We start from the raw sequence: 14,796 nt of genomic DNA, 5'->3' as shown, positions 1-14,796 counted from the left end.
GTTTTTTCCGATTTTATTAGGCGGCTTGGAGAGGTGGGCTAGAATGCGGAGACATTCCTGAGCCTTGGTTGGCTGAGTTGTAGAAGAGTTTGCACGAGGAGGGTCTATGAGCGATGTTGTGGCGGTGGAGGCGCATTCGGGACAGCCGGGGTTGAGCCAGGTGGAGCGGGTGGTGGATTCGTTTGTTGCTCCCTCGAAGACGTTTACAGATATTTTGCGGAGCACGAGCTGGTGGCTGCCATTTCTGCTGGCGGTGGTTGTGTCGATTGGCGTGACGTTCACGATCGATAAGCAGGTGGGCTTCGGTCGCGTGGTGGAGAACGTGATTCTGGATAGCCCGAAGCAGGAGGAGCAGATGCAGAGCCTGCCGATGGATCAGCGTGCGGCGAAGATGACGAGCATGTCGGCGGGGTATAAGTATGTGTCGTATGCGACGCCGGTGATTATTTTGCTCATCTCGGCGATTGGGGCGCTGATTAACTGGGCGAGCTTTAATTTCGGACTGGGGGCTAAGACGACGTTTGCGCAGATGTTCTGCGTGTGGATGTATGCGTCGCTACCGCGGCTGCTGAGTGGGTTGCTGACGATTGTGACGCTTCTTTTCGGAAGCAGCGCGGAGACCTTCAACATAAAGAATGCCGTGGGAACTAACCCGGCTTACTTTATGCCGGACGCGGCGCCGTGGTTGAAGACGGCGTTGAGTTTTTTGATGTGATCGGGATCTGGAACGTGGTGCTGCTGGTGATTGGGACCTCGATTGTGGCGAAGGTGAGCCGGGGGAAGGCTGCGGCTGTGGTGGTGGGTTGGTGGGTGCTGATTTTTATCTTGAGTGTCGCGTCGGCTGCAATGACGAGCTAGGGCTGAGCGGGTGTCTGTTGTGAGGTGAAGGTGGAGGCGGGGAGGTTTGCGCCGTTGTAGAGGTTGGCCTGGGGGAAGTTGGGCCAGGCGTAACGGACGTACTGCGGGTTGGGGATCGCAGGGCTGGCGACGACGATGGTGTTGCCGCTCGCATCGTGATCGATGTGGGCGTTGGCGCGGAGGAAGACGCGGTCGGGGCCGGCGACCTCGAAGCCCTCGGGGGCACCATTTTTTGTGTGGAGGCCGACGGCGTTGTCGAACCAGACGTGCATGGCGCCGTGGTCTGGATAAGCGAGGCGGAAGAGGGGGCCGGAGGCGGTGATGTCTTCGCCGTAGGCGATGCGACGGGCAAGGAGGGAGAGGCGCTCGCCTACGGCCTGCTTGTTGGCGGGGTGGACGTCGTGCTCGTTGCCGATGTCGATGGTGAGGGCCATGCCGGTGTTGACGAGGAGAGGGTCTTGCGCTGGGCTTCGCGGAGTTGTCCCCAGTTTTCCTGCGGGGTGCTGGCGTAGGCGGAGATCTGGACGTAGAGGAAGGGGAAGTTGCCCTGGGCCCAGTGCTGACGCCAATCCTGGATGAGTGCGGGGAAGAGTTTGTCGTAGAGGTCGACGGTGTTGAGGACGGAGTTGGCTTCGCCCTGGTACCAGATAACGCCTTTGATCGGGAGCGGGGTGAAGGGAGCGACCATCGCGTTGTAGAGACCGGCCGGACGCCAGGAGTCGGGGTCGGGATGCCAACGGATAGCGACCGGCTTACCTTGTTCGCGGTTGGTTTTGTCGAGTGAGTCCTGGCGGATCTCGGTGGTTTCGTGGTTCATCTTTTCGGCGCGGGCGGCGAAGACGGGCATGAGGGAGGCGTTGGAGCCGAGGGTGTCGAGACTGGTCCAGGCTTCGGCGAGAGTGCCTCCCCAGGTGGAGTCGATGAGGCCGATGGGGACGTGTTGCTGCTTGTCGCTGAGTGCTTTTTGCAGGTCGCGACCGAAGAAGTAGGCGACGGCGGAGAAGGTTTTTGCAGATTCGGGGGTGCAGAGGGACCAGCCGGTGGTGGCTTTGACGTCTTCGGCCGGGTAGTCGGCGGAGTCTTTTTCGATTCGGAGGAGACGGATGCTGGGGTAGTTGGCGGCTGCGATCTCTTTGTCGGCGTTTTGGATTTGAGTGCTGGGGTTGAAGCCGGAGAGAGGTATCTCCATGTTGGACTGGCCGGAGGCGAACCAGAGATCGCCGAGGAGGATGTCGTCGTAGGTGATGGTGTTGGAGCTGCGGACGGTGAGGGTGTAGGGGCCGCCGGCGGGTTGAGGGGGAGATAGATGCTCCAGCGGCCAGTGGCGTCGGCGGTGGCGGTGTTGGTGAGGTCGTGGAAGGTGGCGGTGATGGATTCGCCGGGAATGGCGCTGCCCCACAGGTGGATGGGCATGTCGCGCTGGAGGACCATGTGGCTGGAGAAGATCTTGGGGAGGGAGACTTCGGCTTGCGTGGTGAGGGTGGCGGCGAGGAGGCAGAGGGTGAGGCGAAGCTTCATGAACGGGTCTCCGACGGCTTTATATCTTTGGGCGACGAGTGTGTTGACGAGGCTGCGGAAGGGAAGGTTTCGTTTATGTATCTCACTGGAAGCGGGTGGGGTGAGAATGCTTTGGGGTTTGGCTTTGGAAGCGAAATGCGGGGGTCTCTCCACTGCGCGCTTCACGATGAAACCGTGAAGCGCTTCGGTCGAGATGACTGTGTTTTGGGGGTGAGGTGAAGGCAATTGCAATTGCAACTGCAATTGCAACTGCAAATACAATTGCAACTGCAAATACAATTGCAACTGCAAATACAATTGCAACTGCAACTGCAAATACCGGGACCCTTCGCTCCGCTCAGGATGACGAGTGCTTTGGACTGCCGAGAGGTTTACGAAAAAGCCCGGCAATATGCCGGGCTTCGTGAAGTTGATGCGGGTTACTCGGTCCAGCGTTTGAAGACGAGGGAGCCGTTGGTGCCGCCGAAGCCGAACGAGTTCGAGAGCGCGTAGTCGATCTTGGCGGGCAGAGGTTTGTTGGGGACGTAGTTGAGGCGGCACTGGGGATCGAGTTCGACGATGTTCATCGTTGGGGGGCGATCTGGTGCTGCATGGCCAGGATGGTGATTCCGGCTTCGAGGCCGCCGGCACCGCCGAGCAGATGGCCTGTCATGGATTTGGTGGAGCTGACCAGGAGCTTCCCGCCGGTGGCGCGCTCACCGAAGACGTTTTCGATGGCCTTCGATTCGAGGGCGTCGCCGAGAGGCGTCGAGGTGGCGTGCGCGTTGACGTAGTCGATCTGGTCGGGTGAGATGCCGGCGACTTTGAGCGCGTGCTGCATGGAACGGTAGCAGCCTTCGCCTTCGGGGGCCATGCCGGTCATGTGGAAGGCGTCGGCGGAGAGGCCGTAGCCGAGGACTTCAGCGAGGATTTTGGCGCCGCGGGCTTTGGCAGACTCAAGCTCTTCGAGGATGAGGATGCCGGCGCCTTCGCCGACCACGAAGCCGTCGCGATCCTTGTCGAAGGGGCGGCTGGCATGCTCCGGGTCGTCGTTGCGGGTGGAGAGGGCGCGCATGGCGGCGAATCCCGCCACACCGAGCGGGGTGATGGAGGCTTCGGTGCCGCCTGCGATCATGGCGTCGGCATCGCCGCGCTGAATGATGCGGAAGGCGTCGCCGATGGAGTGTGCCGAGGTGGTGCAGGCGGTCGCCGTAGCTTCATTCGGCCCGCGTGCGCCGTACTTGATGGAGACGTGGCCGGCGGCGAGGTTGATGATGGAGCCGGGGATGAAGAAGGGCGAGACCTTGCGCGGACCGCCACTGAGCAGATTCTGGTGTTCGCGCTCGATGACATCGAAGCCACCGATGCCGGAGCCGATGTGAACGCCGACCTGATCGCGGTTCTCTTCGGTGATCTTCAGGCCAGAGTGGGCCATCGCCTCGGCTGCTGCGGCCAGGGCGAAGTGAATGAACCGGCCCATCTTGCGGGATTCTTTCTTTTCGACGAAGAGGAGAGGATCGAAGTCCTTGACCTCAGCAGCGAAGCGGACTGGATGACCGGTGAGATCGAATGCCTTGATCTCGGCCATGCCGCTACGTCCGGCCATGAGACCTTCCCAAACTTCAGGGGCGGTTTTGCCGACCCCGCAGATCAGGCCGAGGCCGGTGACAACTACGCGACGATGCTCCATTGTTTACTTGGCCTTCTGGTTCTTTTCGATATAGTCGACGGCGTCTTTGACGGTCTTGATCTTCTCGGCATCTTCGTCGGGGATCTGGATGTCGAATGCTTCTTCAAACTGCATGACAAGCTCGACGACGTCGAGGGAGTCTGCGCCGAGATCTTCCTGAAAGCTTGCGCCCGGTGTGACTTCTGCTTCATCCACCTGAAGCTGCTCGACAATAATCTGCTTTACCTTCTCGTCTACTGCTGCCATTTCGTTCTCCTGTTTACGTCTGGAATCTGAAGCCTGGATATTTTGTCGCTCAAGGTCGACACGGCCAACCTCAAGCATACTGAGCGCCTCAGTGAGTGTAAAGCAAAGGGGGCGTGGGGTGGATGTTTTGAAAGTTGCAAAAAAACAGCAATGACCAGCAAGAATCAGACAGTGTTGTGGTAGCTGATGCCCGAGGAGAGCTGTCGAAGCACGGTTATTGCGCTCAGCTTTCGAGCGGGTTTTTGAAGGTCAGCCTGAAACGTGGTGGGGAGAGTGGAGGAGGCTTGAGATTGGCCAAATGAGGCGATCGATGATGCGTGGATGTCAAGTGCGCCAGCCGTGGCTCGAGTAGTTTGCAGCATCGGGCCTACGCGGAAATTCCGAGTTGGGCCTGGCGAAGATTTGGCGTAAATTTATACGATGGAAGCGATGACGATTGTCTGGTTTGTGGTGGGATGTGCGGTGGGCGGGGTGATTGCGTGGCTTATAAGGAGCAGCCGATCTCAGCTGGAGCGTACAGCTGCCGAAGCGCGGGCGGTGGTGCGTGAGGCTGAAGTGGCGGGGCTTCGTGAGGGCGTGGCTGCGAAGGATCGTTTGATTGAGGAGAAGGCGCGGGAGGTGGAGACGCTACGCAAGGAGGCAGAGGGGGCGCGGCTGGAGGCTGGAAGACTGCTTGAGCGGCTGCAGGCGGAACAGAAGGCCGCGGAGGAAAAGATACAGGCGCTGATCGACGTGGAGAAGAGCCTTAAGACGAGCTTCCAGGCTCTGGCGGGGAAGCGCTGGATGCGAACAGCAAGCGACTGGTGGCGCTGGCAAAGGGCGAGCTGGATAAGCAGCAGATGGAGTCTGCGAAGGATCTGGCGGCGAAGGAGTCGGCGATTGAGATGCTGCTGAAGCCGATGCAGGAGTCGCTGGCGAAGCTGTCGAACCATAGCCATGATTTGGAGGTGAAACGAGAGGGCGCCTATAAGGAGGTGCTGACCGAGATTCAGAATATGCAGAACTCGCACCGGGACCTTCGTAAAGAGACCACGCAACTGGTGGCGGCGCTGCGGGCTCCGAAGGTGCGGGGTAACTGGGGCGAGATGCAATTGAAAAAATGCGTCGAGTTTTCGGGGATGGTGCAGTATGCGTCGTTTGAGGTGGAGAAGTATGTGAAGGGCGAGGACGCGGCGATTCGTCCGGATTTGATTGTTAAGCTGCCGAATGGGCGCAGCATTATCGTCGACGCGAAGACACCGCTGGATGCGTTTCTGGATGCGAGCGCGTGCGAGGACGAGGTGTTGCGTTCGGCGCATATGGCGGCGCATGCGGCGCGGGTACGGAAGCATCTGGATGCGTTGTGTGGGAAGGCTTACTGGAAGCAGTTTCCGGAGTCGCCGGACTTTGTAGTTTGTTTTCTGCCGAGCGAGGTGTTGTTTTCGGCGGCGCTGGAGCAGGATCCTTCGCTGCTGGAGTACAGCGCAGAGAGTCGCGTGCTGTTGGCGACGCCCACGACGCTGATCGCGCTGCTGAAGGCGGTGGCGTATGGGTGGAAGCAGTCGCAGATTGCACGGGACGCACAGTTGATTCGGAATGAGGCGCTGAATGTGCAGTCGAAGCTGGTGGGGATGCACGATGCGATTGTGGAGTTGGGCAAGAGGCTGCGCAGTGCGGGCAAGGCCTATGACGACATGCTGGTGAAGGCTGAGGGTCGTGGCGGGTTGTTCTCTATCTCGCGCAAGCTGCGGGAGTTGGAGATTGGAGAGCAGGAGCTGCCGGTACTGGAGCCTGCTGCAGTGCAGCTGAGGCCGCTAACCAGTGATGAGTGGCAGGGCCGGTTGTCGTTGGTGGCGGCGGAGTCGGAGGGCGTGGAGGAGTAGGCCTCTGATGGTGATGAGTCATCTAAGATGGAGGCGAATGTGCCCGTTGCGCGAAGAGCGTGAGACGGTAAGGAGCGGGAATGCCGATTACGAATTACAGTGTGCTGGCGGGAAAGCCGACTGCGGGGAAGGTGGTGACTGGGGCGAGTACGCACTACCAGATCACGATGCAGGCTCCGGGTGGGCGGTTTACGGTGGCGGTGAATATTCAGTCGGTGGATGGGTCGGAGGTGTTGTATGACATCGTCGAGAACTTTACGCCGCCGGACTTAGCTGGGCTGCAGGCGCTGCCGATGGGGATGACGGCGCTGAAGAGTGAGCCGGGTGGGCTGGCGCTGGATTTTGTGCGCAGCACGGTGAACGGCGCGCCGATGATTACGAAGACGCAGATGACTCTGTTGCCGCAACTGAAGGCTCAGGCGAAGCGTGGAAGCGCGGAGGAGCAGATGGTGCAGCGGGCTCGGGCGAAGGCGCTGGAGAACGCTGTGGTGACGCTGCTGAATATGACGATTGCGGATAAAGACGGCGTGATCTATGCGTTTGGGAGTGCGTTTGCCGACTCGGGGAAGGTGGATGGGATTCACGATATCCATATGAATCAGGGGAATCCTGTGAATAACCATGGTGGGGATAATGGCGTTTGGCAGGATGGGGCGCTCTTTATCAATCTGCCGTCGAAGGGGACCTGGACGGCTGTGTTTATTGCGTTTCAGACGGAGAGTTGGAGGAGGGATTCGGCGGGGAATCCGGTTTAGAGGCGCTTGTCCTGCCGGACGGGCCCACTGCGCGTGGGGCGGTCACTTCGTGACTTGTGTACCGGTCTTCGTAGGATGGAAGACATGGGTTCCTCCCGTTGGTCGGCGCAGGCTGATTCCGACCAGCGGGAGGACTACTTCCCTTCACTCGCCACCACAAGGTACACACGTCACGAAGTGACCGCGCTCCGCGTAGGAGGCCCGTCCGGCAGGACAAAGCTTCAAATATCTTTCAGGATCTGGTCGGCGATGGCGGCGGCTTCGACGGTGGGGCGAACGTCGTGGGTGCGGAGGATGTGGGCTCCGGCGAGGACGGCCGCCACGTTGGCGGCGGTGGAGGCGTGGAGGCGGTCGTCCATCGACGGGGTTGCGCCTTCGAGAAGGACGGATAGGCTGGGGTTTTGGGTGAGGGTGTGGGCGAGGAAGCCTTTGCGAGAGACGCCGGCCAGGATCGGCAGGCCGAATTGCCGGAGTTGGTCGAAGTGCGCGAGGAGCGGGTAGTTTTCGTCGAGACGCTTGCCAAAGCCGAAGCCTGGGTCGATGACGATTTTGTTGCGCGGGATACCGGCGGCGGTGGCGGCTTCGAGGCGCTCGGCTAATTCGGTGAGGACGAGGGGCAGGACTGCCTCGGGCGGCAAGGGAGGGAGGCTCGGCCACTCCTGGGGGCGGCCGCGGGTATGCATGAGGATGGCTCCGCAGCCTGACTGCGCGCAGGTTTGGGACATGTCGGGGTCCCAGAGGTGGCCGCTTACGTCGTTGACGATCTCGGCTCCGGCTTCGAGGGCGCGGCGTGCGGTGGTGGCGTGGAAGGTGTCGATGGAGAGTATGGTGCCGGGCTTTTCTTTGAGGATGGATTCGAGGACGGGGAGGATGCGGGACTGTTCTTCGTCTGGGGTGAGAGGTGTGGCGTTGGGACGGGTGGATTCGCCGCCGAGGTCGAGGATGGTGGCGCCTTCTTCGAGGAGCTTGAGGGCCTGGGCGAGGGCTCGCTCGGGGGCGTGGTGGGGAGAGTAGAAGTAGCCGCCGTCGGAGAAGGAATCGGGTGTGATGTTGAGGATGCCCATGACGATGGTTCTCTGGCCCAGCGGCAAGGTGCGGGTGCGGAGGTGCCAGTCGTGATGGGTGCGAGGGGCGAAGGGCATGGTTGGATTCTATTGTGTGTCCTGCCGGACGGGCCCACTGCGCGTGGGGCGGTCACTTCGTGACGCGTGTACCGGTCTTGGCAGGATGTAGGTACTTGGTCCTCCCGCTGGTCGAAATCAGCCTGCGCCGACCAACGGGAGGCCCGTTACCGCCCGCTTCAACTAGAAAATGTAAACAAGTCACGAAGTGACCGCCTCCCGCGCAGGGAGCCCGTCCGGCAGGACATGATTTTGTAAACAGGATGCTAGACTGCGCGGATGATGAGGCTTTCCGGATGGGGTGCGGTTGGTTTGTTGGGGATTGCTGTGTGGGCTCAAGCGCTTTGTGCGCAGACGCAGAGCGTTGGATGCGAAGGGGCGGTTGCGTTGAAGGCTGGCCGAAGCGGGCTTTGCACGCCACTGGCGCAGATGATTGCCGGCCTGTTGGAGGACCCTGCGGTGGCGCGGGATCACTGGGGCATCGCAGTGGTGGGGATGGATGGTGCACCGATTTACTCGTTGAATGAAGGGCAGCTTTTTCAACCGGCCAGCAATGCGAAGTTGTTTACGACAGCGGCGGCGATGGCTTTGCTGGGAGCGAAGTCGACGTATCAGACGAAGGTGTTGGCACGGGGTATTTTTGAGGATGGCGGGAAGCTGACGGGGCATCTGGTGCTGGTTGGAAACGGAGATGCGAATCTGTCGGGCCGGGTGTTGCCCTATGTTGCGCCGGTGCCCGGAGAGAAGGCTGTAGAGGACTCCGGCCCTGCTCCGTTGCGGTATCTGGAGGAGATGGCGGATCAGGTGGTCGCGAGTGGATTGAAGAATGTGCAAGGGGATGTGATTGGGGACGACACGGTGTTTCCGTGGGAGCCTTACGCACAGGACTGGGCGATCGACGATGCAGTTTGGGGGTATGGCGCTCCGGTGTCGGCTCTTTCGATCAATGACAACCAGATCAAGGTGACGGTGACATCCGGGGACGCGATGGGCGCGCCCGCGAGTGTGGTGCTCGATCCGGCGATGTCTTATTACACGCTGGACGTTGCAGTGACAACCGGAGCGGCGAAGAGTGGGAGTACGGTGCAGATGGCGCGGGCTTCGGGGTCCAAGGTGTTGCGAATCTATGGAGCGATTGGTTTGCATGGGCAGCCGGATGTAGAGGAGATTGCGATTCAGGATCCGGCTGAGTATGCGGCGATAACTTTGAAGGGGATGCTGGAGGCTCGCGGAGTTCATGTGACTGGGGAGGCCAGGGCGCGGCATCGGGTGTTGATGGATACGGAGAGCTTTAGTCGTGAGTCGGGTGCGATTGAGGATGTTGCGACAAAGGAGACGTCGCCGCAACAGAGCATCGAACCGGCCGCGTTTGGGGTTGCTGTTACGGGGGAGGAGAGGACATTGGCCAGTCACACGTCCGCTGAGCTTTTGCAAGATGTCGTGGTGACGAATAAGACGAGCCAGAATCTGCATGCGGAGTTGTTGCTTCGACAACTGGGTGAGGCGCGTGGAAGAGATGGGACGGTCGCGCAGGGGGCGCGGGTGTTGCGGCAGTTTTTGTTGAATGCAGGTATTGATAAAGATGATTTTGTTTTCGTCGATGGGTCGGGGTTAAGTGGACATGACCTTGTTACACCGCGAGCAACGGTACGACTGTTGCAGTATGCGAGCGGGCAGACATGGTTTGCGGATTGGAAGAGCAGCCTGCCCATTGGTGGAGTGGATGGGTCGCTGGAGGGACGGTTTATGAAGGTTCCGCTGAAGGGAAAGGTATGGGCGAAGACGGGGACGCTGGGAGAGGCACGGACGCTGAGCGGGTATGTGGAGTGTGCGAGCGGTCGGACGGTGATCTTTTCAATCATGGTGGGGAACCACCTGCCGCAGGTTCATGCGGACCGCGATGTGATGGACAAGATTGTGGCAGCGATTGCGGCGACGAACTAGTCCTTTAGGACGCGCGAGCTGTCCAGCCTTAGACCACTTAGAATGGAGAGATGCAGAGTAGCCGATTGCGGGTGATTCGGACCGTCAATACGTGGGGCAGTTGATGGATGCGACCACTCTGCAAGTGCTGATCGTAATTTTTTTGCGACGCTGTTCCGGTCGGCGTTTGGATTTGGCGAGTCGCTGATTGCGGTTCCATTGCTGGCCCTTTTCATTCCGCTGAAGGTGGCAACGCCGCTTGCCGTGCTGGTGTCGATCACGATCGCCGCGGTTGTGGTGGCGCAGGACTGGCGGAAGATTCATGTGCGCAGCGCGGGATGGCTGGTGATCTGTTCGCTCTTTGGGATACCTGTGGGCCTGTTGTTGTTGACGAGCATTCATCAGCAAGCCGTTAAGATCGTGCTTGCGATTTTTATTATTGCTTTTTCGATGTATTCCCTACTCGGCCGAAAGCCGCCTGAGTTGAAGAACGATAGTGTGGCGTGGCTTTTTGGGTGTGGGTTTGCTGCGGGAGTTATTGGCGGCGCCTTTGGGATGAATGGACCTCCGCTGGTGATCTATGGGGCGATGCGGCGCTGGTCGGCGCAGCATTTTCGCGCGACCTTGCAGGCATATTTTCTACCGGCGAGTTTGATCGGCATGGTGGGGTACTGGATGGCGGGGCTTTGGGTTCCTGCTGTGACACACTATTACTTGCTATGTTTGCCTGTGCTGCTGCCGGGGGTCTGGCTGGGCAGAGTGGTGAACCATCGCCTGCAGGGAGATGCTTTTTTGAGGTACGTTTACGTGGGGCTGACGGGTATTGGAGTTATTTTGCTGGCGGAGTCCTTGCGTGGATAAGGTGCGATGAAGGGGATGATGAGAGGACATTTTCTTTTGCTGCTTGTGTGTGCGTTGGCGGGATGCAAGTCGATTGCGCCGCCTGTGCCGCTGGCAGATTTGAATGCGCAGCAGATGCATGGGCACGCGGTGTATCAGGCGCATTGCGCCCAGTGCCACTACGACCGCAAGGATGCGCCGTTGCATGGGCCGGCGCTGATTGGGATGTTCAAGAAGCCGTATCTGTCGAGCGGCGCTCCTGCGAACGATGACCGCGTCACGGCGACGATTGTGCATGGGCGCAACCTGATGCCGGCTCTGGGGAATACGCTTGATCAGCGGGATGTAGATGACCTGCTGGCGTATCTGCATACTTTATGAGCGATACCGATGAAGTAAAGAAGCTCGAAGCGCGGGCTCATGGGATGTTGCCAGGCGTGGCGGGGATAGCCCTGTTCATGCTGGTGTTGACGATGGTAAACGCGTTCGCTGCGTTGAACGGGAAGTTTGGTGCAGGCCCGGGAAAGTACGGCGTGCTGACGTTGTGCACGTTGCTGGCGGCGGGAGTGTTTGGGCTGCTGCGGCTGCGGCGATGGGGATGGGCGCTGGTGTTGGGTGGATGTCTGACGCTTTGCCTTGGGAACCTGTTTGTGTTTGAGAAGACGCACGCGGGGCCGTTTCTGGTGCAGGGATTGTTTGCGCTGGTGTTCTTTCTTTATCTGGTGAGGACGGAAGTGCGGGATCGGCTGCGATGAGCTGGTGGTTGCGTCATATCGGATGGTGGCCGCCGCTGTTTGGGACGGGGATCAAGGTGACGCGGCTGGATAAGGATCTGCGCGCGGTTGATGTGGAGATGCCGCTGCGGCCGTGGAATCGCAACTATGTGGGGTGCAATTTGGCGGGTCGCTGTTCGCGCTGACCGATCCGTTTTACATGATTATGCTGGCTACCAATCTTGGGCCGGAGTTTGTGGTTTGGGATAAGGCTGCTTCGATACGTTACAAAAAGCCTGGATTGGGGCGGGTTCGCGCGGAGTTTCGGTTGACGGCGGAACGATTGGCGGAGGTTCGAATGCAGCTGGGGGTGCGGGGCGGACGGATGTGATGTTTGTCGTTGAGGTGAAGGACGACGCGGGTGGGGTGGTTGCGGAGGTGGAGCGGGTGATCTATTGCGCGACGAAAAACGCGCATGAGGAGAGAAAAAATTGCGGAGCGGCGGCGGGTGAGGGGTTTGTTGTTTTGCTGGTGTTTTTGGGTGGGTTTTGAGTAAAAGCGGGTTTTGGGTGTGGTGTTTTGGTGGTGAGTTTGTGGTGGATTGCTGGTGGGGACCTGGTGGTTCGTCGCGTGTTTTTCAGCGCTGAAAGATACGCCAAAATTTTCGGATTTATTTTTCTGCAAGAGATTTTTCAGAAGATCGTCCTGCCGGACGGGCCCACTGCGCGTGGGGCGGTCACTTCGTGACTTTTGTACCGGTCCTGGTGGGTTAGCTGCGCCGGTCCTCCCGCTGGTCGGGATCGGGCTCGCTTTCGATTTGCTTATTTGCTTGCCTGGGTGTTTGCTGGGGGAAGGGCTGCCGGATTGGCGTAGGTCGCAGACGTTTGGACCGAGCCGATGGGTACGCAGGGACGCGGCGTGGCGGTCTGTCCAGGGAGCACCGGGGGCCGGCCGTTCGCATCTGGCCTGCGGGGCATGGCTGCAAAAGCGGAGTCGGGCGTAGATCGGCAGGCAGCGGAGGGGCCTCGATGGCGCCGGTCAGGACCTCGTTCTCCTTTGAGCCGGGCCATGCGTAGGGAGCCACACGGATGGGTCCGTAACCAACTACCGGGAATTTGGTTGGCACGGAAAAACTCCTGTCGACCAGTACGAAGGCCGACTGCTGTGTCTTGCCTAAGAGGCGATTGTCGGAGGCCAACTGCAGGACGTGATCGCCGACGGTCACAGTGAGCGTCTTGTCGTCGAAGGCATTCTTCTGCTCGACCGCGCCGGGGAAGGGATCGTTCGAGATGATCGTCGTGCCGACACCGGGCACGTAGATGTAAACATATTTGAGGTCCTTGATCTCGTAGTTCAGTGCGGCCTTGCCGGTCATTCCGTCGACCGTGAGAGTGCCGCGGCTGATGGAGACGGAGACTGTCTTTGGCGGCTTCTCTTTCGGGGCATGCAGCTTCTTCCCGTTCTCGTCGTATCCGAGTTCGCTCCTGGTCTGCATCACGGGCTTGCCCTCTGCGTCGAAGAGCGGGTGTCCCTTCTTGTCGCGCTGCTGCCTGACCGGCGGATTGAACATCAGCTTGCCTTCGGGGTCCTGCTGCTGCTTGCCCTCTGCGTCGAGCATGGGCGTGGGCGGCAGTTCTACGAGGGTTGTTGGTCCGGTGTACTCCTGCTTTTCTTTTTGTCCTTCGCAACGACGGGTGGGGCGGGTTGCAAGATTGCTGGGGACGATGCACCTTTGGCGTCTTCGATGGGGGATTGGTCTGCCCTGGCCCGGGCGTGGGCTGGGATCGGTCTGTCTGCTGCGGGGCTGTCTGCTGCGGGGCTGTCTGCTGCGCGGTTTGTATCTGCGCAGCGACGCGGCCGACGCAGGTAAAGGCCAACGCCAGGCCAAGCAATCCAGAGAGAGAGCTGGTGTTTGTTCGCGGTATGGTCCGCATGATTGAGGTTCGCGTCATCGAGGTTGATCCTCCGTGTTTCTCGGCTTTGCGCGGCCGGTCGGAGACGGCGCATGTGGTCCTGATAGTCCTTGTGGCGAGCATATCCCCTGTTCGTAATCTGTTCATGCTCTTTCTCTAGTTACGTCTACGACTTCCGGGCCATTACTTTGTGTGTACCGGGGTAAGGAAACCGTCGTCTTCATGAAGAGCGGAGTTGTCCGAGCTGTTTCTCCGTCGATCCGTTTCTCTTAGAACCTTTCCAGACATTCAAGTGATCTTGTAAAAGCTCTCCGGCTTGTGAACTGATTTCAGGGAACAAGCAACTGCAAAGGCGAGACGCGGGGGTCTCTCCACTGCGCCGTGCGATAAGACCGCACGGCTTCGGTCGAGATGACGATCTATAAAGTTTCTGGGCAGGTCTGAAGCTGTGTGGTGGGGCAAAAATCATTTGACATATTCCCATATAGGCATGTAATGTTTCGGCATGGCACGAGCAACCACCACTTCGGATACGTTCAACGCGGTTGCAGAGCCCCGCCGGCGGGAGATTTTGAGCTATCTTGCCGGAGCCGAGCGGCCGGTCGGCGAGATTGTGGCCGCGCTTGGCCTTCCGCAGCCTTCCATCTCCAAGCACCTGCGTGTGCTGCACGACGTGGGGCTGGTTCGGATGCGCTGCCGGGGTCGACAGAAGCTATACCAGACCAACGCGGAGGCGATACGCCCACTCCACACGTGGGCAGGAACCTTCGAGCGTTACTGGCAGCACCAGTTGCATCGAGTGAAAGAGCTCGCGGAGGCGACGGTCCGCCAGGGCTTAACAGATTCAAATTCCCCAACCCCGAACCTTAAGGAGAAACGATGATCGCCACCGAACAGACTCTCGAAAACCTGACCTTTACGCTTAATCAAGAGATTCACGTAAAGGCGCCGTTGGATGTAACCTTTGCCGCGCTGCTGGAGCAACTGGGGCCCGGCAACGAGACCGACGATGGCAAATCTCTCGCCATGAAGATCGAACCGTGGCCGGGTGGACGATGGTATCGCGACCTGGGGGACGGCAATGGGCACTTCTGGGCCAATGTGCAGGCGATCAAGCGGCCGACGCTGCTGGAGTTCGCTGGTCCGTTGTTCGCCTCTTTCCCGATGGTCAACAATGTGCAGTACCGGCTGAAGGAGGTCGATGGGGGAACTTTGATCGTCTTCCGACACACGGCGCTCGGTCTGCTGACTGAGGATCACAAGGCAGGGATGCCGAAGGGCTGGGCGTCGATGAACGACCGCGTTCGCAGGCACGCCGAGGCCGGTAGATAACGGCTCATATCGCGACCGATCGGTCGCAGGGGAGGCTCCAGCCTAT

Annotated in this window: 20 protein-coding genes and 1 pseudogene; 15 read left to right on the top strand and 6 right to left on the bottom strand. The window is 59.7% G+C overall.

All coding sequences use genetic code 11. The features are described from left to right. Window positions 1–106 precede the first annotated feature (106 nt). Together RBB80_RS04825 and RBB80_RS04820 are read left to right on the top strand one after the other, a co-directional pair. A complete protein-coding gene (locus RBB80_RS04825) occupies window positions 107–715 on the top strand; it encodes a YIP1 family protein (RefSeq protein ID WP_433967147.1) in 609 nt (202 codons plus the stop codon). Further along, on the top strand, window positions 712–858 hold the full coding sequence (locus RBB80_RS04820; protein ID WP_433967146.1) for a hypothetical protein: 147 nt from the start codon (window positions 712–714) through the stop codon (window positions 856–858). Before RBB80_RS04825 ends, RBB80_RS04820 begins: the two co-directional genes overlap by 4 nt. On the opposite strand, the gene RBB80_RS04815 is transcribed toward RBB80_RS04820, so the two are convergent. Together RBB80_RS04815 and RBB80_RS04810 are read right to left on the bottom strand one after the other, a co-directional pair. Beyond that, a complete protein-coding gene (locus tag RBB80_RS04815) occupies window positions 855–1,292 on the bottom strand; it encodes a hypothetical protein (RefSeq protein ID WP_433967145.1) in 438 nt (145 codons plus the stop codon). The genes RBB80_RS04820 and RBB80_RS04815 overlap by 4 nt on opposite strands. After that, window positions 1,229–2,257, bottom strand: a complete 1,029-nt coding sequence (locus RBB80_RS04810) for a sialate O-acetylesterase (protein WP_433967144.1) — start codon at window positions 2,255–2,257, stop codon at window positions 1,229–1,231. Before RBB80_RS04810 ends, RBB80_RS04815 begins: the two co-directional genes overlap by 64 nt. Before the next feature lie 2 nt (window positions 2,258–2,259). Between RBB80_RS04810 and RBB80_RS04805 the strand changes: the two genes are divergently transcribed. Beyond that, window positions 2,260–2,595 carry a hypothetical protein gene (locus RBB80_RS04805; protein ID WP_433967143.1) on the top strand — a complete coding sequence of 112 codons (336 nt, stop codon included), beginning with the start codon at window positions 2,260–2,262 and terminating at the stop codon, window positions 2,593–2,595. A 200-nt stretch (window positions 2,596–2,795) separates the two neighbouring features. Here the strand turns inward: RBB80_RS04805 and fabF are convergent. Together fabF and RBB80_RS04795 are read right to left on the bottom strand one after the other, a co-directional pair. Beyond that, window positions 2,796–4,045 (bottom strand): annotated as a pseudogene (gene fabF, locus RBB80_RS04800) (beta-ketoacyl-ACP synthase II). Window positions 4,046–4,048: 3 nt separating this feature from the next. Continuing rightward, window positions 4,049–4,291, bottom strand: a complete 243-nt coding sequence (locus RBB80_RS04795; RefSeq protein ID WP_179580522.1) for an acyl carrier protein — start codon at window positions 4,289–4,291, stop codon at window positions 4,049–4,051. Between the two features lie 429 nt (window positions 4,292–4,720). On the opposite strand from RBB80_RS04795, the gene RBB80_RS04790 reads away from it, so the two are divergent. The 3 genes from RBB80_RS04790 (at window position 4,721) to RBB80_RS04780 (ending at window position 6,908) form a co-directional block, all read left to right on the top strand. Next, complete coding sequence (locus tag RBB80_RS04790; RefSeq protein WP_433967142.1) at window positions 4,721–5,185, top strand: hypothetical protein; 465 nt, start codon at window positions 4,721–4,723, stop codon at window positions 5,183–5,185. Further along, the gene (locus tag RBB80_RS04785) at window positions 5,095–6,153 is read left to right on the top strand and encodes a DNA recombination protein RmuC (protein WP_433967141.1); all 1,059 of its coding nucleotides are present in this window, start codon (window positions 5,095–5,097) and stop codon (window positions 6,151–6,153) included. Before RBB80_RS04790 ends, RBB80_RS04785 begins: the two co-directional genes overlap by 91 nt. A gap of 80 nt (window positions 6,154–6,233) precedes the next feature. Next, window positions 6,234–6,908, top strand: coding sequence for a YukJ family protein (locus RBB80_RS04780; protein WP_433967140.1), 675 nt, complete (start codon window positions 6,234–6,236; stop codon window positions 6,906–6,908). Window positions 6,909–7,129: 221 nt separating this feature from the next. On the opposite strand, the gene folP is transcribed toward RBB80_RS04780, so the two are convergent. Next, complete coding sequence (gene folP / locus RBB80_RS04775; protein WP_433967139.1) at window positions 7,130–8,050, bottom strand: dihydropteroate synthase; 921 nt, start codon at window positions 8,048–8,050, stop codon at window positions 7,130–7,132. 258 nt (window positions 8,051–8,308) lie between these two features. Here folP and dacB point away from each other — a divergent pair, with 258 nt between their 5' ends. From dacB to RBB80_RS04745, 6 genes are all read left to right on the top strand, one after another. After that, window positions 8,309–9,973: a D-alanyl-D-alanine carboxypeptidase/D-alanyl-D-alanine endopeptidase gene (gene dacB / locus RBB80_RS04770; protein ID WP_433967138.1), complete on the top strand. Its 1,665-nt coding sequence runs from the start codon at window positions 8,309–8,311 to the stop codon at window positions 9,971–9,973. A gap of 198 nt (window positions 9,974–10,171) precedes the next feature. Continuing rightward, window positions 10,172–10,813: a sulfite exporter TauE/SafE family protein gene (locus tag RBB80_RS04765; RefSeq protein WP_433967137.1), complete on the top strand. Its 642-nt coding sequence runs from the start codon at window positions 10,172–10,174 to the stop codon at window positions 10,811–10,813. 6 nt (window positions 10,814–10,819) lie between these two features. Further along, a complete protein-coding gene (locus RBB80_RS04760; protein WP_433967136.1) occupies window positions 10,820–11,173 on the top strand; it encodes a c-type cytochrome in 354 nt (117 codons plus the stop codon). Further along, window positions 11,170–11,547, top strand: a complete 378-nt coding sequence (locus tag RBB80_RS04755; protein WP_433967135.1) for a hypothetical protein — start codon at window positions 11,170–11,172, stop codon at window positions 11,545–11,547. Before RBB80_RS04760 ends, RBB80_RS04755 begins: the two co-directional genes overlap by 4 nt. A 112-nt stretch (window positions 11,548–11,659) precedes the next feature. Beyond that, window positions 11,660–11,896, top strand: coding sequence for a DUF4442 domain-containing protein (locus RBB80_RS04750; RefSeq protein WP_433967134.1), 237 nt, complete (start codon window positions 11,660–11,662; stop codon window positions 11,894–11,896). Then, entirely contained in the window at window positions 11,896–12,057 is a 162-nt protein-coding gene (locus RBB80_RS04745; protein ID WP_433967133.1) for a hypothetical protein, read from the top strand. Before RBB80_RS04750 ends, RBB80_RS04745 begins: the two co-directional genes overlap by 1 nt. 217 nt (window positions 12,058–12,274) lie before the next feature. On the opposite strand, the gene RBB80_RS04740 is transcribed toward RBB80_RS04745, so the two are convergent. Next, a complete protein-coding gene (locus tag RBB80_RS04740; RefSeq protein WP_433967132.1) occupies window positions 12,275–13,123 on the bottom strand; it encodes a hypothetical protein in 849 nt (282 codons plus the stop codon). 86 nt (window positions 13,124–13,209) lie between these two features. Between RBB80_RS04740 and RBB80_RS04735 the strand changes: the two genes are divergently transcribed. The 3 genes from RBB80_RS04735 (at window position 13,210) to RBB80_RS04725 (ending at window position 14,750) form a co-directional block, all read left to right on the top strand. After that, complete coding sequence (locus RBB80_RS04735) at window positions 13,210–13,578, top strand: hypothetical protein (protein WP_433967131.1); 369 nt, start codon at window positions 13,210–13,212, stop codon at window positions 13,576–13,578. Window positions 13,579–13,923: 345 nt separating this feature from the next. Beyond that, window positions 13,924–14,301, top strand: coding sequence for an ArsR/SmtB family transcription factor (locus RBB80_RS04730; protein WP_433967130.1), 378 nt, complete (start codon window positions 13,924–13,926; stop codon window positions 14,299–14,301). After that, window positions 14,298–14,750: an SRPBCC family protein gene (locus RBB80_RS04725; RefSeq protein WP_433967129.1), complete on the top strand. Its 453-nt coding sequence runs from the start codon at window positions 14,298–14,300 to the stop codon at window positions 14,748–14,750. Before RBB80_RS04730 ends, RBB80_RS04725 begins: the two co-directional genes overlap by 4 nt. The last annotated feature ends 46 nt before the right edge of the window (window positions 14,751–14,796 follow it).

It is taken from the genome of Tunturiibacter gelidiferens (assembly GCF_051013345.1).
Lineage (GTDB): Bacteria > Acidobacteriota > Terriglobia > Terriglobales > Acidobacteriaceae > Edaphobacter > Edaphobacter gelidiferens_A.
This window is presented reverse-complemented; position numbering and strand designations above follow the sequence as displayed.